The sequence below is a fragment of the Mesorhizobium sp. M7D.F.Ca.US.004.01.2.1 genome (assembly GCF_003997785.1).
Lineage (GTDB): Bacteria > Pseudomonadota > Alphaproteobacteria > Rhizobiales > Rhizobiaceae > Mesorhizobium > Mesorhizobium loti.
Genome location: NZ_RZRQ01000069.1, coordinates 1 through 22,434, shown reverse-complemented (window position 1 = coordinate 22,434; position 22,434 = coordinate 1). Strand labels below are relative to the sequence as shown.

Here is a 22,434-nt window from a genome sequence, read left to right as displayed (position 1 = left end):
GCAACTGAGGGCGGCAGCGGGGCTGGCGATCAAAGCCAGCGATGGCGGACAAATCATTCTCGCGGGCAATATCGCTCTTGAAGGCGCGGCGCTGCATTCCTAACTGTCTCGTGCGGGCCGGGCCCCTCTGACTGTCGCTTTTGGCGATTGTGATGTCGGACCGCTTTAACGGGCCCGTTTCCATTCTTTCGGTCAAGCGGGCTCATTCCTTTGGTTTGGAGCCCCATATGACATCTTCCCTCCTTGGTATGGTTTGCCCTTCCTGCCGCGTCGCGCTCGTGATGAGCGAGCGCCAGGGTATTGAGATCGATTACTGTCCGCAGTGCCGCGGCGTCTGGCTTGATCGAGGCGAACTCGACAAGATCATCGAGCGTTCCGGCAGAGAGGCTTTGCCCGCGCCGCAGCCACAACCGGCAGCATTCTCCCCGCCGCAACATGGCCAGGGCCGCGATGACGATTATTCCCGCTCGCAGGGCCACCGCTATCCGAAGCGGAAGAAATCATTCTTCGAAGAGTTGTTCGATTGACCGCACGCCCGGCGCCCGTGCCGGCGTTTGCTGAAAATTCCCGAAAACCACACCGATAAAGGTCATCCCCGATGATGTCTCGCACCAGCCGATTTGCCGCCCTCTTTGCCGGACTGTTCCTGGCATTCTCGATGGTCGCGATGGATCATGCCGAGGCCCGTCGCGGCGGCAGTTTCGGCAGTCGCGGCACGCGTACGTTCCAATCGGCACCGCCGACCAGAACCGCGCCAGCGCCGACCGCTCCGGTCGAGCGTTCGATGACGCCCAACACCGGTGTGAACAACGCGGCCCGGCAGCCGCAGGCCGGCCTGCAGAGGCCCGGCTTCATGAGCGGCTTCGGTGGAACAATGATGCGCGGCCTGCTGCTCGGCGGCCTGATCGGCCTGCTTGTGGGCCAAGGCTTCGGCGGTCTGGCCGGCATGTTCGGCTTCGTGCTTCAGGCGCTGCTCATCGGTGGCGCAATCATGCTGGCTATCAGGTTCTTCCGGTCGCAATCTGCGCGAGGCCCTGCGCCTGCGCTCGCCGGTGCCGGCAATGCCCAGGCTTCGCGATTTGAGAACCGCTCAACGGCACAGCAGCAGACTGCAGGCTCCTTCACAATTCCCGGCTTTGGCGGCGGTTCAAGCGGAGGCTCTCCGGCCGCCGCCTCTGAGGAGATCACGCTGGCTCAGACCGACCTGGACGCATTCCAGCAGCTGTTGACTGATGTCCAGGAGGCATTCGGACGCGAAGACCATGCCGCTCTGCGCCGGGCGACGACGCCCGAAATGGTGTCCTACCTGTCCGAAGAGCTGGCCGATAATGCCCAGAAAGGCCTCAGGAACGAGGTTACGGACATCACCTTGCTGCAGGCCGACGTCGCGGAAAGCTGGCGCGAAGATGACCGCGACTACGCCACGGCCGCATTGCGCTACGAGTCTCGTGACGTGACGCGCGAACGGACCAGCGGCAAGGTCGTCGCAGGCGGCGAGGATCATCCGACAGAGACGACAGAGTTGTGGACATTCGTGCGTGAGAATGGCTCGAACTGGAAGCTGTCGGCAATACAACAGGCTTGAGCCCGGCCGATTTTGCCCGAGGCTTCGATGCGGATGTGGTTGCGGTCGTTCAGCGCACGATCTTGACGCACATCGGCGTGCCGATCTCGATGGCGCGCCCGGTGTCGGTCAGCATGCCGCTATCGGCGTCGCGGGCAAAGATCGAGATGCGGTCGGCATTCTGGTTGGCCGAGAACAGATGGCCGCCTGACGGCGTCAGCGCCAGGTTGCGCGGCGTCGCACCCCCGCAAGGGACATAGCCGACGAGGCTGAGCGCGCCGGTGTTCTGGTCGACCGCCATGACGACGACGCTGTCGTGGCCACGGTTGGAGCCGTAGACAAAACGGCCATCCGGCGCGATCTGGATATCGGCGCAGTGGTTGCTGTCGCGCGCCTCGGCTGGCACCGCCGGCTTGGCATCGATGAACGAGAGCTTGCCGGTGGCTTCGTCCAGCGCCATCGACACGATGGTCGAATCCAGTTCGTTCATGACGAAGACAAAGCGGCCGTTCGGATGCAAAGCGAGATGGCGTGGACCGGCGCCGAGCGGCAAAGCGGATTCGGCTGATTTGCTCAGACTGCCATCGCGCCCGATACGGTAGGACACCAGCCGGTCAATGCCGAGGTCGGCGACGATGGCCATGCCACCGGCGATGGTTTCGGTGACGCTGTGGGCATGCGAGCGCTCCTGCCGTGCCGTATTCAGGCCGGTGCCGGAATGCGAAACGCTGGCCAGCGGCGCCGACAGCGCGCCATTGTTGTCGAAGCCATAGACAGCCACCGCGCGATCCGGGCCACCCTCGCCCATGCCGTAGTTTGCGACCAACAATTTCGTGCCGTCGCGGGTGATGGTGTTGTGGGCGGTGATGCTGCCCAGCGACGGCTGCTTGTTCAGATAAATGAGCGTCCCCGAAGCTCTATCGAAGCTGTAGGCCGAGACGGTGCCCTCGCGCCAGGTGAACACTTCCGAATTGGCGTAGATATGCGAGCCGTCCGGCGTCACCGACAGGAAGGTCGGGTTGTCGACGTCATTGGTCTCGGCCAGTTTTCGTGTTTCCAGCGTCGTCCCGTCAAAGCTGTAGACGCCGAGACCGATGCCCCGCGCGCCCTGAAAATATGGCGCCTCGCGGTTCAGGCTGCCGACAAAGACCAGACAATCCTTGCGCATGATTTCCTCCCCTGCCCGCCAGCGCTTCGGCGCGCGGTAGCAGCCAAAATTTCGCCTGTTCATGCTTGCAACGCAACCCCATATGTGAAAATACTATTTACAAAAGAAGATTGACGGGAGGAAACGTCTTGCATTTCGACGCCTTGATGCGTTTTCCGACAGCTGTGACGTGCTCAACGCCGAGCTGGCGGAGCCAGCCATGAACGATTTTGCGCCCACCGTCGGCGTCGCCTCGACGCACCCAAAAAACATGCCCGAAGAACACGCCGCGCTGCCAGTGTGGAATGCCGAGAACTGGTTCTACGAGGACTGGCCGATCGGCCAGAAAATCCGCTCGTTGCGGCGCACGATGGCCGAGGGCGACAGCCACCTTTTCAACACGCTGGTGCTCGACATCCACCCTTACGTGCAGGATCAGATGTTTGCCGAGAGCGAAGGCATTTTCGGCAAACGGCTGATTGCCGGCGCCTTCGTCTTCTCGGCTGGGCTGGGGCTGGTCGCCACCAATTGCGTCAACGCCTTTTCCTACGGCTACGACAGACTGCGCTTCATAAAACCTGTCTTCATTGGCGACACGATCTATTCGATCCGCTCCAACCTCGACAAGAAGCCCCGCTACAAGGAGATGGGGCTGATCCGCGCCAGCTATGAGGTGTTCAAGGGCGAAGGCGAGCTCGTTCTCTATTGCGAGCATCTGCAGACGGTGAAGTACCGCAACCCGGCCGACTTCGTCGGCATGACGGAGAAATAGCATGCCGGCAGCAGCCGAATTGCCGCTCGCCGGTCTCCTCGTCGTCGACATGAGCCAGTTCCTGTCCGGGCCCTATTGCTCGCTCAGGCTGCTCGATCTCGGCGCCCGCGTCATCAAGATCGAACGTCCGGATGGCGGCGACCTGTCGCGCCGGCTCTATCTCAGCGACACCGAGATCGGCGGCGATTCCACCATCTTCCATGCGATCAACCGGGCCAAGGAAAGCCTCGCCATAGACCTCAAGAACGAGGCGGATCTCAAGGTGCTGCGCGGCCTGCTGGCCAAGGCCGACGTGCTGATCCAGAATTTCCGGCCGGGCGTCATCGAACGGCTCGGCTTGGACTACAAGGCCGTCCGCAAGATCAACCCGCGGCTGGTCTATGCCTCGATCAGCGGCTATGGCGAGGATGGTCCGTGGGTCAAACGTCCGGGCCAGGACCTGCTGGCACAGTCGCGCTCAGGCGTGATGTGGCTGAACGGCGATGAGGACCAGGGGCCGGTGCCGTTCGGCCTTGCCATCGGCGACATGCTGGCGGGTGCCGCCTGCGCGCAAGGCATACTGGCCGCACTGGTGCGGCGCGGGATCACCGGTCAGGGCAGCCATATCGAAACCAGCCTGCTGGAAGCGCTGGTCGATTTCCAATTCGAGGTGCTGACCACGCATCTCAATGACGGCCGCCGCCTGCCCAAGCGCTCGAGCTTCCGCAGCGCGCATGCCTATCTGTCGGCGCCTTACGGTGTCTACCCGGCCAAGGATGGTTATCTCGCCATCGCCATGACGCCGATCCCCAAACTGGCCGATCTGCTGTCACTCGGCGAACTCGCACCCTATCGCGACAAGCCTGCGTCGTGGTTCACCGCGCGCGACGACATCAAGGCGATCATCGCACAAAGGATCGCCACCAAGACCATCGACGAATGGCTTGCCGTCCTGGAGCCCGCCGACATCTGGTGCGCAAAGGTGCTGACCTGGCCGGAAATGCTGGCAAGCGAGGGCTTCCAGTCGCTTGACATGCTGCAGACCGTGACGCGCGAGGATGACGTGTCGATCCTCACCACCAGTTCGCCGCTCAGGGTTGATGGCATCAGAGCCAAGGTCGATCGGGCAGCACCACGCATCGGTGAGCACAGTGCGGCAATCCGCGAGGAGTTCGGCCTGTGAGCTCGCCCACGCTCAAGGGCATGACCTGGAGCCACCCGCGCGGCTACGATCCGATGGTCGCCTGCTCGGCGCTGTGGCAGCAGAAGACCGGCGTCGTGATCGAATGGGACAAGCGCTCGCTGCAGGATTTCGAATCCTTTCCGGTCGAAGAACTGGCGCGCGCCTATGATCTCATCGTCATCGACCATCCGCATGTCGGCCAGATCACGGCGGAGCGCTGCCTCGAGCCGCTGGATATAGCCGGCCGCGAGGCTGAGCGCGCAGCCCTTGCCTCTGGCAGCGTCGGCCAATCCTATCCGAGCTACAACTGGCGGGGACGGCAATGGGCCTTCCCGATCGACGCGGCGACACAGGTCCAGGCCTGGCGGCCGGATGCGCTCGATGCGCCGCCTGCGCGCTGGAGCGAGGTGCTCGATCTCGCTCGACAAGGCGGTGTGCTGCTGCCGTTGCGGCCGCCGCATGTGCTGATGGTGTTCTACACGCTTGCGGGCAATCTCGGCCATCCCTGCGCAACTGATCCGTCCGGCGATCTCATCGACGCCGACGCCGGTAGCGAAGTGTTTGAAGTGATGCGCGAGATTGCGGCGCTGGTCGAACCGGCCTGTTTCGAGATGGATCCGATCGCTGTCTCGGAGCGCATGGCGGAGGCCGATTCCAGGATCATCTGCGCGCCGCTGATCTATGGCTATGTCTCCTATGCGGCGGCTGGTTTTCGTCAGAACCGGCTGGCTTTTGCGGACATTCCGGTGATCGGTTCCGGCGGCCCGATCGGTTCGGCGCTCGGCGGCACCGGCATAGCCGTATCAGCCCTTTCCAAAGCCAGAGATGCCGCGATCGACTTCGCCTATTGGGTCGCGAGCGGCGATGTCCAGCGCGGGCCCTATGCCACCGCCGGCGGCCAACCCGGCCATGCCGCCGCCTGGGAGGACCAGGCTGTCAATGAAGCGACCGGCAATTTCTACCGGGATACGCGCGCGACGCTGGAAGGCGCATGGGTGCGGCCGCGCCATGACGGCTACATGGCGTTCCAGCAGGTGGCGTCCGACCGCATCCTGTCGGGCATGACCTCCCGGCACAAAGCCGCCGAGGTCGTTGCCGATCTCAATCGCCTGTTCCGGGAGAGTTTTCCGACACCTGGCGCTGCCTGAAAGGCGTGAGCGAACCCGGCTAGTCAAGCCGCCACAGTTTGCGGGCATTCCCGGACAGCAGCCTGTCGCGCTCGGCAATGCTGCAACCGACAAGCAGCGCATGGGTCGCCGCCGCCCAGGTCGACAGGCCGCCGCCGAGCGTGCAGACCGGCCAGTCACTGCCCCAGACAAGGCGGTCCCAGCCGAACGCACCGATTGTGTGCTCGACATAGGGCCGCAGCGTCTCGGCCGTCCAGCTGCCGGCATCGGCATAGGCGACGACACCGGAAATCTTGGCCACCACATTCGGGCGGCGGGCGATCTCGCTCATGTGTTCGCGCCACGGATGTTCGCCGTTGCCCTTGATGTCGGGGACGCCGCAATGGTCGAGGACGAACTGCACATCGGGCGCCAGATCGGCCAGCGCAATTGCCTTTGGAATCTGGTGCGGCAGCACGACGAGATCGAAGGTCAGGCCGGTGCCGCCAAGCCGCTTGATGTTGTCGCGAAACAGTGCGCCTTCCGAAAGCTCGTCGGGCACGACATGGAGGACGCGGCGAAAGCCTTTGACGAATGGGTTTGCTCGCTGCCTTTCGAGATAGGCCGGAAAGTCGGCCTCTTCCGGCCGGCAGGATGCGATCACCCCGGCCAGCATGCTGCCAGGCTGCCGTGACAGTCCTTCGACACGAGCGGTCTCGGCCTCGATGTCTGCCGGATCGACATCGACTTCCATATGCAGCACGCGCTCGACGCCGACACGCTGCGCCTCCACGGCGTAGTCCTCATAGGAGAAATCACGGTTGAGCGACGGCACGCCGGCGAGCCAGGGGTAGCGCAGGGCCGAGCGATCGATGAGATGCAGATGGGTGTCGATGATCATGGCTGGCTTCCTCCTCCGGGCTTTTCAAATCATCTCACGGAGGAATTCTTCATTCAAATAAGAATTTATGCCGATGAGCCGACTGCAGAGCCGGCGAGGTGCGACAGCTTCTCAGCCGTGACCAGCAGCAGCTCGATGGTCCTTGTGATGTCGGGCGCCGAAGGCGCGTTGACGACGGTGATGTAGGGAATCGACAGCGCGGCGATCGCCTTGCCGTCGGAACTGCGCACCGGGGCGGAGAGGTTGAAGACGCCGGCGGTCTGCATCGAGGCCATCATCTCGTAACCGCGGTCGCGGATCTGGTCGAGACGGGTGAAGAACTCGGCCGATTGCGCCGTCTTGTCGGTGCTGCGGACGTGTTCGGAAATCATCATCTGCCGCTCTTCCGGCGAACGGAAGGCGAGCAGCACATGCCCCGACCCGGTGTCGAACAGACTGATATGCGAGCCGACCCGGATCGATATGCCCCAATAGTTCGGCGCCTCTTGCTGACCGATGACGACAGCAGAACCGCGATCAAAAACAACGAGTTGGTTGGCCTGCTGCGAAGTCTCTGCCAGTTCGCGCATCAGTGGCGTGGCGTAGGAAACCAGCCGCCGCACCGGGGCATGCAATTGCGCCAGGCCGAACAGCTTGAGCGTCAGCGAATAGCGGTCGCCGTCGAGCCTGGTGACGTAGCCGCGGCGCACCAGCCGGTCGAGCATGCGGTAGAATTCGTTGGGGCTGCGGTCGAGTTTCTTGGCAATTTCGGCCTGCGTCAGACCACCGTCAACGCCCGCCAGCAGTTCAAGGATGTCGAGCCCCTTGTCGAGCGCCGGCGCGCGATAGCGCTCGTCTTCGCTGTCGTCCATGGCTCATCCCTCCAGTGAATTTCACCCTTCATATACGCAGGAACACACCCGGCGGAAACAAATTTCGCCTTGACGTATCCGTGAATGTTTTGTTTGTATATGAATGTAGCACTTCTTGTCATCAGACGAGTTGCGGTCGCCGCTGAGGCGCACCAAGGGAGGATACCAATGAACAGACTGCTTTCCGGCGTGTGCGCCGGTGCATTGTTGCTTGCGTCAGGCGCAGGCGCTGCCCTTGCCGGCGACCTGCCCGGCAAGTTCGAAGGCGTGACCGTCGACGTGAAGCTGATCGGCGGCCAGCAATATGAAAAACTCTACGAGCGCATTCCCGAATGGGAAAAGGCGACCGGCGCCAAGGTCAACATCCTGACCAAGAAGAACGGCTTCGACATCGACAAGGAGCTGAAGTCCGACATCGCCTCGGGCAGCACCAACTGGTGCGTCGGCTGGAACCATTCGTCGTTCGCGCCGCAATATACGGGCCTCTACACCGATCTCAGCAAATTGCTGCCCAAGGCAGAGATCGACGCCTTTGTGCCGTCGACCATCAAGTCGGCAACGATCGACGGCAAGCTGGAGATGCTGCCGCGCGCCCAGTTCGACGTTTCGGCGCTCTACTACCAGAAGAGCCTGTACGAGAACGCCGACAACAAGACCAAGTTCAAGGCGAAATACGGCTATGACCTGGTGCCGCCGGACACCTGGAAGGAAGTCACCGACCAGGCCGAGTTCTTCGCCAATCCGCCCAATTTCTACGGCACGCAATTCGCCGGCAAGGAAGAGGCGATCAACGGCCGCTTCTACGAGATGGTCGTCGCCGAAGGCGGCGAGTACCTCGACAAGGACGGCAAGCCGGTCTTCAATTCCGAGGCTGGCATCCGGGCGCTTGACTGGTTCGTCAACCTCTACAAGGCCAAGGCCGTGCCGGCCGGCACCACCAACTACCTCTGGGACGATCTCGGCCAGGGCTTTGCTTCGGGTACCGTCGCCATCAATCTCGACTGGCCGGGCTGGGCAGGCTTCTTCAACGATCCGAAGTCGTCGAAGGTCGCAGGCAATGTCGGCGTCAAGGTCGCGCCGAAGGGCTCGTCCGGCAAGCGCACCGGCTGGTCCGGTTTCCATGGCTTCTCGGTGACCGAGAACTGCCCCAACAAGGAGGCCGCGGCTTCCCTGGTGTGGTGGCTGACCAACGAAGACAGCCAGAAGCTCGAGGCCGCCGCGGGTCCGCTGCCAACCCGCACCGCGGTCTGGGACTGGGACCTGAAGCAGGCCGAAAACGATCCCTACAAGAAGGAGGTTCTTACCGCCTTCCAGGAAGAGGCCAAGCACGCCTTTGCGGTGCCGCAGACGCCTGAATGGATCGAGATATCGAACGCCGTCTATCCCGAATTGCAGGCGGCGATCCTCGGCGACAAGACGTCGAAGCAGGCACTGGATGAAGCAGCCGCCAAGGCGACGCAAATCCTCCAGGACGCCGGCAAGCTCTAGCAACGGCTCTCAAGGAGCCGCCTCCCCCATCAGCAATGGGGGAGGCGATCGCGTTTCGCGGGATGCCAGCGGTTTACGCTAATCCTTCGCCCCCGGCCCAAGCACCGCCATCCAAATGCAAACACCTCAAGGATTCTGATGAAGGGCTTCAAGCCATCCGCGCCATTCCTGCTGCTGCTTCCGGCCATGATCGTGCTGGCAGCGGTTGTCGTTGTGCCGTTGCTGTTGTCCCTTTACTCCAGCTTCACGCCTTTCCGCCTGACCAAGCCCGAGACATTCTACGTCTTCATCGGCATCCGGAACTATCTTTCGATCCTGTCCAACACCGATTTCTGGTGGGCCTTCGGCCGCACGGTGCTGCTGCTGACCATTGCCCTCAATCTCGAAATGCTGCTTGGCCTTGGCCTCGCCATGCTGGTCGAGAAGGCGACGCGCGGCCAGCGCATCCTGCGCACGCTGATGATGTTTCCGATGATGTTCTCGCCGATCCTGGTCGGCTTCCAATTCAAGTTCATGTTCAACGACAATATCGGCCTGGTGAACAATGCGCTGCAATCACTCGGCATCACCAGGGATGCCATACCGTGGCTGATCGAGGGCCATCTTGCCTTCATCGCCATTTCGATCGCCGAGATCTGGTCGTCGACCGCGATCTTCGCCATCCTGATCCTCGCCGGTCTGCTCGCCATGCCCAAGGAGCCGATCGAGGCGGCGCGCGTCGACGGCTGCACGCCGTGGCAAACGTTCCGCTATGTGACGTGGCCGTTCGTCATGCCCTTCGCCTACATCGCCATGACCATCCGTTCGCTCGACGTGGCGCGCGCCTATGACATCGTCAAGATCATGACCGATGGCGGACCGGCGGGCCGCACCGAACTGCTTTGGACCCTGGTGGCGCGCACCGCCTACAGCGACGGGCGCATGGGCATGGCCAACGCCATGGCCTATTTCTCGATCCTGCTGTCGATCGCCTTCACGGTCTACTTCTTCAACAAGCTCGCCGCGGCGCGCACGCAGATCGGCGCGGAGTGGTGAAGATGGACGAGAATTCTTCCGCCCGCCTGAAGCGCCGGCTGTTGGGCGTCGTCTATCGCATCGGCCTGTTCCTGGCGATGCTGACGATCTGCCTGCCGGGTCTGTGGATCGTCATCTCGTCGCTGCGGCCGACGGTCGAGATCATGGCCAAGCCGCCGGTGTGGATCCCGCAGGAGATTTCGTTCGACGCCTATGTCGCGATGTTCAGCGGTATCGGCAAGGGCGGCATCCCGGTGATCGAATACTTCCGCAACTCGCTGATCATCTCGGTGACCTCGACGGTCATTGCGGTGGCCATCGGCATGGCCGGCGGCTATGCCTTCGCGCGCTACCGCTTCCGCGGCAAGTCGAGCGTGTTCCTTGGCCTGATGCTGACGCGCACGGTGCCCGGCATTGCGCTCTCGCTGCCTCTGTTCTTCCTCTATGTGCGGCTCGGCATCATCGACACGCATTTCGGACTGATCCTTGCCTATGTCGCGCTCAACGTGCCGTTCACGATCTGGCTGATCGACGGCTTCTTCCGCCAGGTGCCCAAGGACCTCGCGGAAGCGGCGCAGATCGACGGCTGCACGCGCTGGCAGGCGTTCTGGCAGGTCGAGTTCCCGCTTGCCGGGCCGGGCATCGCTTCCGCAGCGATCTTTGCCTTCCTGACCTGCTGGAACGAATTCGCGCTGGCCTCGCAACTGACCCGCTCGGTGAGCGCCAAGACGCTGCCGGTCGGCCTGCTCGACTACACCGCCGAGTTCACCATCGACTGGCGCGGCATGTGCGCGCTCGCCGTGGTGATGATCATTCCGGCGCTCACCCTCACCTACATCGTCCAGAAACACCTTGTCGGCGGCCTGACCTCCGGCGCGGTGAAAGGCTGATCCAATGGCAACCGTTACCCTCACCAAGCTGACCAAGCGCTACGGCACTGTCGGGATCGTACACGGCATCGATCTCGACATTGCTGACCGCGAGTTTATTGCGCTGGTCGGCCCATCCGGCTGCGGCAAGTCGACGACGCTGCGCATGATCGCCGGGCTGGAAGAGATCAGCGCCGGCTCGATCGAGATCGGCGGGCGCGTCGTCAACGACCTGCCGCCACGCTCGCGCAACATCTCGATGGTGTTCCAGTCCTACGCACTCTACCCACACATGACGGTGCGCGAGAATCTCGGCTTCTCCCTGAAGATCGCGGGTGCTGCCAAGGAAGACATGGAGCGCCGTGTTGCCGAGGCCTCGGCCATCCTCGGCCTCGACACGCTGCTCGACCGTCGTCCGTCGCAACTGTCGGGCGGCCAGCGCCAGCGCGTCGCCATGGGCCGCGCCATCGTGCGCGACCCGGACGTGTTCCTGTTCGACGAGCCGCTGTCCAACCTCGACGCCAAATTGCGCACGCAGATGCGCACCGAGATCAAGAAACTGCACGCCAAGGTGCAGTCGACGGTGATCTACGTCACCCATGACCAGGTCGAGGCGATGACGCTCGCCGACCGCATCGTGATCATGCGCGACGGCCATATCGAACAGGTCGGCACGCCCGACGAGGTGTTCCGGCGGCCGGCGACCCGTTTCGTCGCGGGCTTCATCGGCTCACCGCCGATGAACCTGCATGAGGCGACGATCGATGACGGCCAGATGGTTTTCGCCAGCGGCGAAAAGCTGCCCCTGCCCGGCCAGTTCAAGGCCAATGTCGCGACCGGCGACAAGATCGTGTTCGGGCTGCGGCCCGACGACATCTATCCAACCGGCCATGGCATCAGTTCCGGAGGTGCCGCCGATGTCCACCAGATCGGACTGCCGATCACGGTGACCGAACCGCTCGGCAACGAGACGCTGGTGTTCGTCGAATTCAACGGTACGGACTGGGTGTCGCGCATGCTGAACCCGAGGCCATTGAGGCCGGGCGAACGGGTCGCCATGAGCCTCGACATGTCGCAGGCGCATCTGTTTGCCACCGAGACCGGAAAGACGTTGCGGAGCTGATCGACATGGCCAGAATCGAGAAAGTCGAGCTGCGGATGGTGGACCTTGTGCCCAAGGTCAAGCGCACCGACGCCATCCAAAGCTTCGTCAGCCAGGAAACGCCTATCGTCACCATCACCGATTCCGACGGCGCGGTCGGCACCGGCTACAGCTATACGATCGGCACCGGCGGTTCGTCGGTGATGCGGCTCTTGTCCGACCATCTGGTGCCGCGCCTGATCGGCCGCGATCCCGACATGATCGAGGCGATCTGGCACGATCTCGAATTCGCCACGCATGCCACGACCATCGGCGCGATCACAGCTATCGCCATCGCGGCGATCGATACAGCACTTTGGGACCTGCGGGCGAAGAAGCAAAACCTGCCGCTGTGGAAACTGGCCGGCGGCGCCAAGGACCGCTGCCCGCTCTACACGACCGAAGGCGGCTGGCTGCACATCGAGACGCAGGCGCTGGTCGACGACGCGCTGGCCGCAAAGGCCAAGGGTTTTCGCGGTTCGAAAGTGAAGATCGGCAGGCCGCACGGGTCGGAGGATCTTGCCCGCCTGTCGGCGGTGCGCAAGGCGGTCGGCGACGGCTACGAAATCATGACCGACGCCAATCAGGGGTTTTCAGTCGACGAGGCGATCCGGCGCGCGGCGAGGCTGCGTGAGCTCGACCTCGCCTGGATCGAGGAGCCGCTGCCGGCCGACGATATTGACGGGCATGTGCGCCTGTCGAACTCGACGCCGACGCCGATCGCGATTGGCGAGTCGCTCTATTCCATCCGTCACTTCCGCGAATACATGCAGAAAGGCGCTTGCTCGATCGTGCAGGTCGATGTCGGCCGCATCGGCGGCATCACGCCCTGGCTCAAGATCGCGCATGCGGCGGAAGCCTTCGACATTCCGGTCTGTCCGCATTTCCTGATGGAGCTGCATGTCAGCCTGACTTGCGCTGTTCAGAACGGCCGATATGTCGAGTACATTCCGCAGCTCGACCAGTTGACCGGCAAGCATATGCGCATAGAGGATGGGCACGCGCTGGCGCCCGACGAACCGGGCATCGGCATCGACTGGGACTGGGATGCGGTCAAGGCTATGAGCATCGCCGAATTCACCACGGCGATCACCAAATAAGGGAACTGATATGCAGCGGATGGGTATGGTTTTGGGGCTGAAGCCGGAAAAGGTCGATGAGTATGTCCGGCTCCATGCCGCCGTCTGGCCCGACGTGCTGACCATGATCTCGGCCTGCAACATCAAGAACTATTCGATCTACCTGAAGCGGCCGGAGAACCTGCTGTTTTCCTATTTTGAATACCACGGCACCGACTATGCCGCCGACATGGCCAAGATGGCGGCCGACCCGAAGACGCAGGAATGGTGGGCCGTCTGCATGCCTTGCCAGGAGCCGCTGGCGACCCGCAAGGAAGGCGAATGGTGGGCTGAGATGGATGAGGTCTTCCACCATGACTGAAGGCGGTTTCGACCCTGCCTTGCTCGTTCAATCCTGGCCAAAACCCTCAAACCCCCGGCCGATCGTCACCTTCGGTGCGGGATCGATCGTCGGCGACGCGCATTTCCCAGCCTACCGGAAGGCCGGCTTTCCGGTCGCCGGCCTCTACGATCCGGATCATGCTCGGGCTGAAAAACTGGCCAACCAATGGGGTGTGACAGCCTTTCGCTCAGTTGAGGAAGCGACTGCCGTCGAGGATGCGATCTTCGACCTCGCGACGCCGCCGTCGCGCCATGCCGATGTGCTGAAGGCACTGCCGGACGGCGCGGTGGCGCTGATCCAGAAACCGATGGGCAGCAACCTTGCCGAGGCGACCACGATCCTCGAGATCTGCCGTGCCAGGAAGCTGCACGCGGCGGTCAACTTCCAGTTGCGCTTCGCGCCGATGATGCTGGCGCTCAAGGACGCGATCGCCAAGGGCTGGCTCGGCGAGATCGTCGACTTCGACGCCTGGCTGGCGCTGGCGACGCCGTGGGAGCTGTGGGAGTTCCTGCTCAAGGCGCCACGCGTCGAGATCGCCATGCATTCGATCCACTATCTCGACCTGATCCGGCAGTTGCTCGGCGACCCCAAGGGCGTGCACGCCAAGACGCTCGGCCACCCCAGCCACGCGGTGGCGCAGACGCGCACCAGCGCCATTCTCGACTATGGCGACACCGTGCGCTGCGCACTGTCGATCAATCACGACCACAAGTTCGGCCGCCGGCATCAGGCCTGCGAGTTCCGCATCTGCGGCACCGAGGGCGCCGCCTATCTCAAGCTGGGTCTCAATCTCGACTATCCCACAGGCGAACCGGATATTCTGGAGATCCATCCGAAAGGCGGGACGGACTGGATCGCGGTGCCCTTGGCCGGCGAGTGGTTTCCCGACGCCTTCGTCGGCCGCATGGCCAATGTCCAGCGGTTTGCAGCCGGAGAAGATGCTACGCTGATCAGTCCGGTCGAGGATGCGTGGAGCACGATGGCGCTGGTCGAGGCCGCCTATAAATCGAGTGCGGCGCCGGCGACGTCGATCGCGGAAAGGCCATGATGGAACAGATCCAGTATTTCGAGGACTACGAGATCGGCTCGTCGCGCCTCACCAGCGGCCGCACCATCACCGAGACCGACTTCATCGTCCATGCCGGCCACACCGGCGATTTCTTCCCGCATCACATGGACGCCGAATTCATGAAGACGACGCCGTTCGGCCAGCGCATTGCCCACGGCACGCTCGTGTTCTCGGTCGGCATCGGCCTGACGGCAACCATCGTCAATCCCGTCGCCTTTTCCTACGGCTATGACCGGCTGCGTTTCATCAAGCCGGTGTTCATCGGCGACACGATCCGCACGCGCACCACCATCGCGGCCAAGGAGGACGATCCTAAGCGGCCTGGTTCAGGGCGGGTGATCGAGCGCTGCGAGGTGATCAACCAGCGCGGCGAAGTGGTGCTCGTGGCCGACCACATCTACATCGTCGATCGCAGGCCGGCGCAGGGCTGAAGCCATCGCTATGCCTTTTGAGCCGACCTAGGATTTTCGCGACAGGCCATCTTCCCTGATCGCGCTAACCAGCGTCTCGCTTCCTTCGCGAAGATGCTGCCTCAGAATGCTTATGGCCTTGTCGCCGTCGCGCCGCCGGCAGGCGGCCAGCAGGTCGCGGTGCTCCGTCTGCGAGCGGTTGCGATAGTCCAGGTTCGACAGCAGGATGCGGACGTAGCGATCGGCCGCATTGTGGTGCGCCTCGATCAGGCCGAGCAATCGATGGTTGCCGCAGGCATCGTAGAGAGCCAGATGAAAGGCACGGTTCAGTGCCCCCCATCGGCCGACATTGCGCTCGGCGTCGATCTGATCGAGCACCTGTTCCGCCTCGTCGAGCTTCGCGCCGGCAAGGCCGGGTACCGAGAGCCGGAGCGCCTCGCTTTCGAGCAGCTCGCGCAGCGCATAGATTTCGCTGATCTCGGCGCTGTCCATCCGGGCGACCTGCGCGCCCTTGGTCGGGTGGATGGAAACAATGCCCTCGGCTTCCAGCTGGCGCAGGGCATCACGAATGGGCATCCGGCTGAAGCCGAACTGCTCGGCCAGTTCGTCCTGGCGCAGCGGCGTGCCTGCCTTGATGGTTCCATTGGCAATCGCTTCGCGCAGGACATTCGCGACCTGCTCGGCCACGGTCCGCGGCCCCTGCATCACGCTTTCCGCAAATCCTTGCAATCGATGCTCCCGTTCACGTGGTACCAGCCTAATGGAAAACCGCCTTTGTGGATATAAGTATGCCCGTATACATCCGGCATCATTTGCGAGAATTTCCTGCCCGAACATGGCCACTAACCTGCACGCCGTCCTCGGCACGCAAATACAGGAAGCCGGGGATGGACAGCAGCGGTATGACCGCGGTCAGCAGGAACACCTGGTGAAAGCGTTCCGGTGTCACGATGTGGGTTTCTCCTGCGACCAGACCCAGCACCATGGCGGCGATCGAAACGCCGAGGGAAACGCTAAGCTGCTGCAGGACGCCGCCGAGGCTGGTGGCGCGGCTGAGCTTGTCGGCCGGCAGGTCGGCATAGGACAGCGTGTTGGAGGTCATGAATTGCGCCGACCGGATGATCCCGAAGACAAAGACGTAGAGGCCGATCATCCAGTGCGGCGTATCGGCCTCGATCGAGGCGAAGCCCGCCACCGCGGCTGAGCCGACCACCGCGCTGCCGATCAGCACGACATTGAAGCCGAAGCGCCGCAACAGCGGCGACAGCAGCGGCCGGATGAGCAAGGCGCCGAAGCTGCCGACGAATGTCAGCGAGCCTGATGTGACCGGGCTCATGCCGAAGCCGACCTGCAGCATCAGCGGCAACAGGAAAGGCACGCCGTTGAGGCCAACGCGGCACAGACCGCCTGCCAGCGTGCCGACCCAGAACGAGCGAAATCGAAACAACGTCAGATCGACGGCCGGCGCGACGACGCGGCGTGCATAGCGCCCGAAGGCGAGCAGCAGCAGGATCGCCGCGGCCAGCACCAGCAGTGTCGCCGAAACAGGGACGATCGGCCGGCCGATGCTCTCCAGTCCGAACTGCAGCAGGGCCACGCCGCAGCCCACCATCAGGAACCCGGCGAAGTCGAAGCGTTGCACCGCCTCCTCGCGAAAATCGTCGACGAAGCGCAGCGCCGCCAGAATGCCAAGGCAGCCGAAAGGCACGTTGACATAGAATATCCAGCGCCACGACGCATAGGTGGTCAGCAGGCCACCAAGCAGCGGCCCGAACACAGGCCCCATGATGGCGGGCAAGGTCATGTAGGTCATGGCGGTGATCAGCCCGCTGCGCGGAAAGCTGCGCAGCAGGATCAGCCGGCCGACCGGCGTCATCATGGCGCCGCCCAGCCCTTGCAAAGCGCGCATCGCCAGCAGCATGCCGAAACTGTTGGCCATGCCGCAAAGCGCCGAACCAAGGGTGAAGGTGAAAAGTGCCAGCGCGAACACTCTTCGTGCGCCGAACCTGTCGGCGAACCAGCCGCTGACGGGAATGAACACGGCCAGCGTCAGAATGTAGGTGGTGATCGCCAGGTTCAGCCTGACCGGCGTCGTGTCGAGGCTGCGCGCGATGGCTGGGATCGCGGTGGTGATGATCGTGGAATCGAGCTGCTCCATCAGAAAGGCGATGGCGACGATGATCGGAATAATCAGTCTCAGCCTCGGGTCGCGCTCGGTGGCAAATTGAGGCTGTTCCAATGCTGTGGCCGATTCCGTCATGCAGGCGGCTGCTCTATCCCAAAGGCAGGATCGCCTTCTGTGCGGCAAGCCAGCCGAGGCCTGATCACACGGCCAGTCTTATGGTCCGACAAATGGGCAAGCGGTAGTCATTTCCTCTGTGATGGAAGTCAACAAATCTTGACTACCAATCCGGTGGAGAGGAGATCGGCAAAGTCAGCGGCGATCGGCGTCCGAACTGCCGTCGCCTGAAGGTGCATTTGCGTTCAGCGCGCGCCCATCCCGATTTCGTGAAGGAACGTGTCGAGTGAGAGGCCGTTTTCTTCCCCATCTATGTCTCGCATGTACAGGGGGCATCCTCATGAATCCATTTTCCTCCCGTCAGCCGCCGAAGCGCGGTTCCGCGACGCCCTTGATGCCAAGACCGGTGATGGCAAACAGGCTGCCGCGCAAGACGCCGTCTCCGGGAAAACGCGGCAGCGGCGGCTTGGCCATCGAGGTCACGTAGAGGATATCGAGCTTCGGTCCGCCGAACATGACGCTGGTGATCTTCTTGACCGGCATGTCGATGACGCGGTCGATGCTGCCATCCGGCGCGTAGCGCACCAGCCTTCCATCATAGACCAGCGCGTTCCACAGATAGCCCTCGGCATCGACGGTCGAGCCGTCAGCCGCACCACCCCGGCTGGTGTCGACGCCCACGAAAGTGCGCCGGTTAGTGGCGGCGCCGGTGGCGATATCATAGTCGTAGGCCCAGATCTCGCCGGTCCAGGTGTCGGCGAAATAGAAGGTGCGGTCGTCGGGGCTCCAGCATGGGCCGTTGGAACAGATGATGCCGGAATCGATCCGGGTGACGGAGAAATCCGGATCGAGCCTGTAGAGACCGCCGGACGGCCCCTCTTCCATCGTATCCATGGAGCCGGCGAAGAAACGGCCGCGTCGGTCGACCTTGCCGTCGTTGAGCCGGTTCATCGGCTTGTCCGGCTCGGGATCGTGGATCAGCGTTACATCGCCGGTGGCAAAATCGAGCAAATGGAAGCCGCGCTGCAGCGACACCACGGCGCCGCTGCCATCCTTGCGCAATGCCATCGAGCCGATCTTCATCGGCACGTCCCACGACCGGATCTCGCGTCCGTCGGCGGTCGCCCGGAACACCCGTCCGTCGAAACTGTCGATCCAGTACAGGCGCTCCTGTTCGACGTCCCACAGCGGTCCTTCGCCCAATGTGGTCTTCACATCCACCACGACTTCGATCTTCATGCTGTCCTCCTCGATATTGGCGCCACGCAGCGATTGGTCAGGCCGCGTCAGAAAGCGACCTTGTCGCCGCCTTTCAATGACAAGATCTCGCGCGCCTCGTCGGGCGTCGCCACTTCCATGCCGAGCCCCTCGATGATCTTGCGGGCCAGCAAGACCTGCTCGGCGTTCGATTTGGCAAGCTTGCCCTTGCCCGCCCACAGACTGTCCTCCAGCCCGACGCGGATGTTGCCGCCAAGCGCCGCCGATTGCGCGGCGATGCGAAGCTGGCTGGCGCCGGCGCCGAGCACCGACCAGCGGAACTGGTCGCCGAACAGCCGGTCGGCGGTGCGCTTCATATGGGCGACGTCTTCGGGATGCGTGCCGATGCCGCCCAGCAGCCCGAACACCGACTGCACGAAGAAAGGCGGCTTCACCAGCCCGCGGTCGGCAAAGTGGGAAAGGTTGTAGAGATGGGCGATGTCGTAGCACTCGAACTCGAAGCGCGTGCCATTGTCGTAGCAGGTCGCCAGAATGTACTCGATGTCCTTGAACGAGTTGCGGAAGACGAGGTCGCGCGTCGCTTCCAGATGCGGCTTTTCCCAGTCGAATTTGAAGGTCTCGTATTTGTCGGCCAAGTGATAGAGCCCGAAATTGATCGAGCCCATGTTGAGCGAGGCGACTTCCGGTTTGAACTGGGCGGCCGGCCGCACACGCTCCTCCACCTTCATGTAGGGACTGCCGCCGGTGGTGATGTTGATGGCGGCGTTGGTGCCTTGCTTGACGCGCGGCAGGAAGCGGGCGAAGGCCTCGGGCGTCTGGTCCGGCTTGCCGGTTTCCGGGTCGCGGGCATGCAGATGCAGGATCGCGGCGCCGGCTTCGGCCGCGGCGATCGCCTCCGAGGCGATCTGGTCCGGCGTGATCGGCAGATAGGGCGACATGGTCGGCGTGTGGATGGCGCCCGTCACCGCGCAGGTGATGATGACCTTGCCCTTTGTCTGCGCAGCACCTGGCTTGCGGCTCGTTTCGATCATTGTCCATACTCCTGGTCCGATTTTTTCTTGTGCGCCGCCAGCGCCATCAGCCGGCGGTCGCGCCACACCTGCCGCTCGCCGAGGTTTTCGCGCGGCAGGCGTTCGCGGCGGTCGGCTTCGACTGTTTTCATCACCTCGCCCGCCCAGTCGACCCGGCGCAGCATCTGCGGGAAAATGTTCGAATAGATCGACTGGTAGCGCTCGACATAGTCGCGCACGCCGCCGGGCGCATTGAGATCGATGGTCTCGAACGGACCCATGAAAGACCAGCGCAGCGCCAGCCCGTCGCGGATGCCGATATCGACATCCTCGACGCTGGCGTAGCCGTCGGCGACAAGCCGGAAAGCCTCCTCCAGCAATGCGCCTTGCAGGCGGTTCATGATGAAGCCGTCAAGCTCGCGCTTCATCACCAACGGCGCGTGACCGGCGTCGATGAGGAAGGCGCGGGTCCTTTCCAGCGTGTCAGCAGATGTCCACGGTGCCGGCACGACCTCAGCCGCCGGAATGAGATAGGGCGGATTGATCGGATGCACGACCAGACAGCGGTGCCGACCTTGCAGATGGTCGGTGAATTTCGACGGCAACAGCGCCGAGGTGGAACTGGCGATGATTGTTTGCGGATCGGCAAGCCTGTCGATCAGCGAGAACACCTCCCGTTTCACTTCAAGGCTTTCGGGCGTGTTCTCCTGGACGTGGACCGCACCGGCCAGCGCCTCTGCCAGCTCGGCGACAATGGCGATCCGGCCGAGCACGGTGTCGACGGACTGACCGCGCAGCAGGTCGTTTGCGGCAAGATCGCCTAGCACGCCGGCAATGTAGTCGCGGGCGCCGCCTGTGGCAGTGGGCGACTGGTCCCACATGCGCACATCATGGCCGGCGCGGGCAAAGCTGATCGCCCAGGCCCGGCCGATGAACCCGCTTCCGACGATCGCGACATTGGCCATGGATTGTTCCTCAAAGTGTTTCGACGTTGCCGTCGACGCCGAGCGACTGGCCGGAAATGTTGATGCCCGCATCGGAGAGCAGGAAGGCGACCATCGCGGCGACATCATAGGGGCTGGTCATGCGGCGCAGCGAGATGTTCTGCAGATAGCGATCCGTCATTTCTTCGTGGCTGATGCCGACCTGCTTGGCGCGCGCCGAGATGACACCTTCGATGCGCGGTCCCTCGATGATGCCGGGCAGGATGGCGTTGACCCTGATGCCATGCGGCCCAAGCTCCTTGGCGAGACTCTGCGTGAAACCGATGACACCGAACTTGGCCGCCGAATAGGGCGTGCGGAAGGCGTAGCCATGGCGGCCGGCCGCCGACGACATCGAGACGATCGAGCCGCCGCCCGCCGCCTTGATCAGCGGCACGGCGCGGCGGGCGCACAAGAACTGGCCGGTCAGGCAGATGTCGATGCAGCGCCGCCAGTCGGCCGGATCGATCTCGTCGACGCCGCCGGTCGGCCCGGCAATGCCGGCATTGTTGATCAGCGCATCGAGCCCGCCGAGTTCTTTCTCGACCGCCTCGAACAGCCGGTCGACGTCCTCTTCCCGCGATACGTCGGCCTTCACAGCGGCGACCAGATCGAGCTTGCCGGGAGCAGCGGCCAGCGCCTCGTCGGAAACGTCGCAGACGACGATGCGGGCGCCGAGCCGCGACAGCGTGTCGGCTATGGCAAAACCGATGCCGCCCGCGCCTGCCGTCACCAGCACGCGCTGGCCTTTCAGCCCAGCCAGAAATTCGTCCGCTGATGCGGGTGCCTTTGTGCTCATGGTCCAGTCCTTCTTATTGCAGCCGCCGTTCGCGCAACGCCATGACGGCGCCCAGAACGACCAGCCCGTAAAGAATTGCCCTCGTGGCGTAGGGAAGCGTGGTGCCGGCCAGCAGCATCTGCAATGCCGTCAGCAACAATACGCCGCCGAGCATGCCGAGATAGTGGCCGCGCCCGCCGGTGATCAGCGCGCCACCGACCACCACCACGGCGATCGACGGCAACAGGTAGTCGTCGCCCATGCCAAGGCTCGCCTGGCCCGAAAAGCCGGTCAGCATGATGCCGACAACAGCCGCGCAGACGGCCGAGAGCATGTAGACCAGGATCAGCGTGCGCTCGACGCCGATGCCCGACAGTCGCGCGGCGCGTAAGCCATTGCCGATACCGTAGACCCTGCGCCCGAACGGCGTGCGGCCGAGCAGCAGCACCGCCGCCACGACAAAGACGACCATCAGCAGGACGATTGGGGTCAGCAAGCCGGCGAGCCTGGCCGTCATGACCCAGCGCAGCATCGGTGAGGAAAACCCGGCGGGTGTTCCCTGCGAGTAGAGCAGCGCGCAGCCTTGCAGGATGCCGTTGGTGGCGAGTGTCATGACGATCGGCGAGATGCCGAGATAGACGATGCCAAAGCCATTGGCGAAGCCGATGGCGCAGGCCATCACCAGCACGACCGGCAAGGCGTAGACAAGCGCCGCGTCGGAGCCATTGACCATGCCGGCCAGGATGATGCCGGAGATGCCGATCGTCCACGGCACGGAAAGGTCGAGGCCGCCGGTCAGGATGACGGTTCCCTGCCCGAGCGCCAGGACGGCGAGGAAGGACGACAGCACGAGAAGCGAATTCCAGTAGCCCGGATTGAGGACGGCGCGGCCGAGCCAGACCTGCGTGACGACCACGATGAGCAGCAGGCAGACATAGGCCGGCAGCGCATAGCGCAGCGTTTCCGCGTTGCGCAGATGGAAGGCAGGACGCGGCGATGCGGCTGTGTGTTGGCCAGGCGATTGTTCGGCGATCTTGAGACGCCGGTCCACGCGCTCGAGCTGCGATGGCAATATGCCGGCGCGCCAGGCGGCAAGCCGGGCGCGCGCGGCGCGCAGTTGCACGGCAAGCACCGATGCGTGCGAGATGGAGCCGGCAAGTGCCGCCAGCACCAGAATGGTGCCTTCGGCGATCGTCGCATAATAGGCCGACACATTGAGCACCAGCAGGATGTTCACCACGATCATCAGGA

General features: G+C 63.3%; 23 protein-coding genes. 13 read left to right on the top strand and 10 right to left on the bottom strand.

What is annotated here, in order from left to right; all coding sequences use genetic code 11:
- The first annotated feature begins 227 nt into the window (after positions 1-227).
- Together EN993_RS12705 and EN993_RS12700 are read left to right on the top strand one after the other, a co-directional pair.
- Positions 228-527 carry a zf-TFIIB domain-containing protein gene (locus tag EN993_RS12705; protein WP_127263420.1) on the top strand — a complete coding sequence of 100 codons (300 nt, stop codon included), beginning with the start codon at positions 228-230 and terminating at the stop codon, positions 525-527.
- A 71-nt stretch (positions 528-598) separates the two neighbouring features.
- The gene (locus EN993_RS12700; RefSeq protein ID WP_127263418.1) at positions 599-1,585 is read left to right on the top strand and encodes a Tim44 domain-containing protein; all 987 of its coding nucleotides are present in this window, start codon (positions 599-601) and stop codon (positions 1,583-1,585) included.
- A 49-nt stretch (positions 1,586-1,634) separates the two neighbouring features.
- Here the strand turns inward: EN993_RS12700 and EN993_RS12695 are convergent, their stop codons facing one another.
- Positions 1,635-2,732: a lactonase family protein gene (locus EN993_RS12695; RefSeq protein WP_127263416.1), complete on the bottom strand. Its 1,098-nt coding sequence runs from the start codon at positions 2,730-2,732 to the stop codon at positions 1,635-1,637.
- Between the two features lie 199 nt (positions 2,733-2,931).
- On the opposite strand from EN993_RS12695, the gene EN993_RS12690 reads away from it, so the two are divergent.
- Genes EN993_RS12690 through EN993_RS12680 form a run of 3 tightly spaced genes read left to right on the top strand, consistent with a single transcriptional unit; the run spans position 2,932 to position 5,793 of the window.
- Entirely contained in the window at positions 2,932-3,483 is a 552-nt protein-coding gene (locus EN993_RS12690) for a MaoC family dehydratase (RefSeq protein WP_127263414.1), read from the top strand.
- Position 3,484: 1 nt separating this feature from the next.
- Positions 3,485-4,645, top strand: a complete 1,161-nt coding sequence (locus tag EN993_RS12685) for a CaiB/BaiF CoA-transferase family protein (protein ID WP_127263412.1) — start codon at positions 3,485-3,487, stop codon at positions 4,643-4,645.
- Between the two features lie 20 nt (positions 4,646-4,665).
- A complete protein-coding gene (locus tag EN993_RS12680; RefSeq protein WP_206532367.1) occupies positions 4,666-5,793 on the top strand; it encodes an extracellular solute-binding protein in 1,128 nt (375 codons plus the stop codon).
- Between the two features lie 19 nt (positions 5,794-5,812).
- On the opposite strand, the gene EN993_RS12675 is transcribed toward EN993_RS12680, so the two are convergent.
- Together EN993_RS12675 and EN993_RS12670 are read right to left on the bottom strand one after the other, a co-directional pair.
- Positions 5,813-6,652, bottom strand: coding sequence for an amidohydrolase (locus EN993_RS12675; RefSeq protein ID WP_127263408.1), 840 nt, complete (start codon positions 6,650-6,652; stop codon positions 5,813-5,815).
- A gap of 65 nt (positions 6,653-6,717) precedes the next feature.
- Positions 6,718-7,503 carry an IclR family transcriptional regulator gene (locus tag EN993_RS12670; protein ID WP_109661711.1) on the bottom strand — a complete coding sequence of 262 codons (786 nt, stop codon included), beginning with the start codon at positions 7,501-7,503 and terminating at the stop codon, positions 6,718-6,720.
- Positions 7,504-7,671: 168 nt separating this feature from the next.
- On the opposite strand from EN993_RS12670, the gene EN993_RS12665 reads away from it, so the two are divergent.
- The 8 genes from EN993_RS12665 to EN993_RS12630 all read left to right on the top strand — a co-directional run bounded on the left by EN993_RS12665 (position 7,672) and on the right by EN993_RS12630 (position 14,976).
- Positions 7,672-8,991, top strand: coding sequence for a sugar ABC transporter substrate-binding protein (locus EN993_RS12665; protein ID WP_109661709.1), 1,320 nt, complete (start codon positions 7,672-7,674; stop codon positions 8,989-8,991).
- Positions 8,992-9,129: 138 nt separating this feature from the next.
- Complete coding sequence (locus EN993_RS12660) at positions 9,130-10,026, top strand: sugar ABC transporter permease (protein WP_126068186.1); 897 nt, start codon at positions 9,130-9,132, stop codon at positions 10,024-10,026.
- Between the two features lie 2 nt (positions 10,027-10,028).
- On the top strand, positions 10,029-10,895 hold the full coding sequence (locus tag EN993_RS12655; RefSeq protein ID WP_107648637.1) for a carbohydrate ABC transporter permease: 867 nt from the start codon (positions 10,029-10,031) through the stop codon (positions 10,893-10,895).
- 4 nt (positions 10,896-10,899) lie between these two features.
- Positions 10,900-11,997 (top strand): sn-glycerol-3-phosphate ABC transporter ATP-binding protein UgpC, encoded by a 1,098-nt coding sequence (gene ugpC / locus EN993_RS12650; protein ID WP_127263406.1) that lies wholly within the window; start codon positions 10,900-10,902, stop codon positions 11,995-11,997.
- A 5-nt stretch (positions 11,998-12,002) separates the two neighbouring features.
- On the top strand, positions 12,003-13,115 hold the full coding sequence (locus tag EN993_RS12645) for a mandelate racemase/muconate lactonizing enzyme family protein (RefSeq protein ID WP_127263404.1): 1,113 nt from the start codon (positions 12,003-12,005) through the stop codon (positions 13,113-13,115).
- 10 nt (positions 13,116-13,125) lie between these two features.
- A complete protein-coding gene (locus EN993_RS12640) occupies positions 13,126-13,455 on the top strand; it encodes an L-rhamnose mutarotase (RefSeq protein WP_127263402.1) in 330 nt (109 codons plus the stop codon).
- Positions 13,448-14,524, top strand: coding sequence for a Gfo/Idh/MocA family oxidoreductase (locus tag EN993_RS12635; RefSeq protein WP_127263400.1), 1,077 nt, complete (start codon positions 13,448-13,450; stop codon positions 14,522-14,524). Before EN993_RS12640 ends, EN993_RS12635 begins: the two co-directional genes overlap by 8 nt.
- Positions 14,521-14,976: a MaoC/PaaZ C-terminal domain-containing protein gene (locus tag EN993_RS12630; protein WP_164548631.1), complete on the top strand. Its 456-nt coding sequence runs from the start codon at positions 14,521-14,523 to the stop codon at positions 14,974-14,976. The genes EN993_RS12635 and EN993_RS12630 overlap by 4 nt, the downstream gene beginning before the upstream one ends.
- Positions 14,977-15,003: 27 nt before the next feature.
- On the opposite strand, the gene EN993_RS12625 is transcribed toward EN993_RS12630, so the two are convergent.
- The 7 genes from EN993_RS12625 to EN993_RS12595 all read right to left on the bottom strand — a co-directional run.
- Entirely contained in the window at positions 15,004-15,660 is a 657-nt protein-coding gene (locus EN993_RS12625) for a GntR family transcriptional regulator (protein ID WP_109661693.1), read from the bottom strand.
- Positions 15,661-15,763: 103 nt separating this feature from the next.
- Entirely contained in the window at positions 15,764-17,215 is a 1,452-nt protein-coding gene (locus EN993_RS12620) for a DHA2 family efflux MFS transporter permease subunit (protein WP_127263398.1), read from the bottom strand.
- A 339-nt stretch (positions 17,216-17,554) separates the two neighbouring features.
- Positions 17,555-18,433, bottom strand: a complete 879-nt coding sequence (locus tag EN993_RS12615) for an SMP-30/gluconolactonase/LRE family protein (RefSeq protein WP_127263397.1) — start codon at positions 18,431-18,433, stop codon at positions 17,555-17,557.
- Between the two features lie 47 nt (positions 18,434-18,480).
- Complete coding sequence (locus EN993_RS12610) at positions 18,481-19,443, bottom strand: 3-keto-5-aminohexanoate cleavage protein (RefSeq protein ID WP_127263395.1); 963 nt, start codon at positions 19,441-19,443, stop codon at positions 18,481-18,483.
- Positions 19,440-20,387 carry a 3-hydroxyacyl-CoA dehydrogenase gene (locus EN993_RS12605; protein ID WP_127263393.1) on the bottom strand — a complete coding sequence of 316 codons (948 nt, stop codon included), beginning with the start codon at positions 20,385-20,387 and terminating at the stop codon, positions 19,440-19,442. The genes EN993_RS12610 and EN993_RS12605 overlap by 4 nt, the downstream gene beginning before the upstream one ends.
- Positions 20,388-20,397: 10 nt before the next feature.
- Entirely contained in the window at positions 20,398-21,204 is an 807-nt protein-coding gene (locus tag EN993_RS12600; protein ID WP_127263391.1) for an SDR family oxidoreductase, read from the bottom strand.
- Positions 21,205-21,217: 13 nt separating this feature from the next.
- Positions 21,218-22,434, bottom strand: a 1,217-nt coding sequence (locus EN993_RS12595; protein WP_164757644.1) for an ABC transporter permease, incomplete at its 5' end; no start/stop codon positions are given.

What these genes read in the sequence shown, in the direction of transcription:
- EN993_RS12675 (WP_127263408.1), bottom strand. Translation starts at nt 6,652, where the DNA reads ATGATCATCGACACCCATCTGCATCTCATCGATCGCTCGGCCCTGCGC.
- EN993_RS12690 (WP_127263414.1), top strand. Translation starts at nt 2,932, where the DNA reads ATGAACGATTTTGCGCCCACCGTCGGCGTCGCCTCGACGCACCCAAAA.
- EN993_RS12635 (WP_127263400.1), top strand. Translation starts at nt 13,448, where the DNA reads ATGACTGAAGGCGGTTTCGACCCTGCCTTGCTCGTTCAATCCTGGCCA.
- EN993_RS12685 (WP_127263412.1), top strand. Translation starts at nt 3,485, where the DNA reads ATGCCGGCAGCAGCCGAATTGCCGCTCGCCGGTCTCCTCGTCGTCGAC.
- EN993_RS12640 (WP_127263402.1), top strand. Translation starts at nt 13,126, where the DNA reads ATGCAGCGGATGGGTATGGTTTTGGGGCTGAAGCCGGAAAAGGTCGAT.
- EN993_RS12665 (WP_109661709.1), top strand. Translation starts at nt 7,672, where the DNA reads ATGAACAGACTGCTTTCCGGCGTGTGCGCCGGTGCATTGTTGCTTGCG.
- EN993_RS12670 (WP_109661711.1), bottom strand. Translation starts at nt 7,503, where the DNA reads ATGGACGACAGCGAAGACGAGCGCTATCGCGCGCCGGCGCTCGACAAG.
- ugpC (WP_127263406.1), top strand. Translation starts at nt 10,900, where the DNA reads ATGGCAACCGTTACCCTCACCAAGCTGACCAAGCGCTACGGCACTGTC.
- EN993_RS12695 (WP_127263416.1), bottom strand. Translation starts at nt 2,732, where the DNA reads ATGCGCAAGGATTGTCTGGTCTTTGTCGGCAGCCTGAACCGCGAGGCG.
- EN993_RS12680 (WP_206532367.1), top strand. Translation starts at nt 4,666, where the DNA reads ATGACCTGGAGCCACCCGCGCGGCTACGATCCGATGGTCGCCTGCTCG.
- EN993_RS12600 (WP_127263391.1), bottom strand. Translation starts at nt 21,204, where the DNA reads ATGAGCACAAAGGCACCCGCATCAGCGGACGAATTTCTGGCTGGGCTG.
- EN993_RS12645 (WP_127263404.1), top strand. Translation starts at nt 12,003, where the DNA reads ATGGCCAGAATCGAGAAAGTCGAGCTGCGGATGGTGGACCTTGTGCCC.
- EN993_RS12625 (WP_109661693.1), bottom strand. Translation starts at nt 15,660, where the DNA reads ATGCAGGGGCCGCGGACCGTGGCCGAGCAGGTCGCGAATGTCCTGCGC.
- EN993_RS12615 (WP_127263397.1), bottom strand. Translation starts at nt 18,433, where the DNA reads ATGAAGATCGAAGTCGTGGTGGATGTGAAGACCACATTGGGCGAAGGA.
- EN993_RS12610 (WP_127263395.1), bottom strand. Translation starts at nt 19,443, where the DNA reads ATGATCGAAACGAGCCGCAAGCCAGGTGCTGCGCAGACAAAGGGCAAG.
- EN993_RS12630 (WP_164548631.1), top strand. Translation starts at nt 14,521, where the DNA reads ATGATGGAACAGATCCAGTATTTCGAGGACTACGAGATCGGCTCGTCG.
- EN993_RS12700 (WP_127263418.1), top strand. Translation starts at nt 599, where the DNA reads ATGATGTCTCGCACCAGCCGATTTGCCGCCCTCTTTGCCGGACTGTTC.
- EN993_RS12620 (WP_127263398.1), bottom strand. Translation starts at nt 17,215, where the DNA reads ATGACGGAATCGGCCACAGCATTGGAACAGCCTCAATTTGCCACCGAG.
- EN993_RS12660 (WP_126068186.1), top strand. Translation starts at nt 9,130, where the DNA reads ATGAAGGGCTTCAAGCCATCCGCGCCATTCCTGCTGCTGCTTCCGGCC.
- EN993_RS12705 (WP_127263420.1), top strand. Translation starts at nt 228, where the DNA reads ATGACATCTTCCCTCCTTGGTATGGTTTGCCCTTCCTGCCGCGTCGCG.
- EN993_RS12655 (WP_107648637.1), top strand. Translation starts at nt 10,029, where the DNA reads ATGGACGAGAATTCTTCCGCCCGCCTGAAGCGCCGGCTGTTGGGCGTC.
- EN993_RS12605 (WP_127263393.1), bottom strand. Translation starts at nt 20,387, where the DNA reads ATGGCCAATGTCGCGATCGTCGGAAGCGGGTTCATCGGCCGGGCCTGG.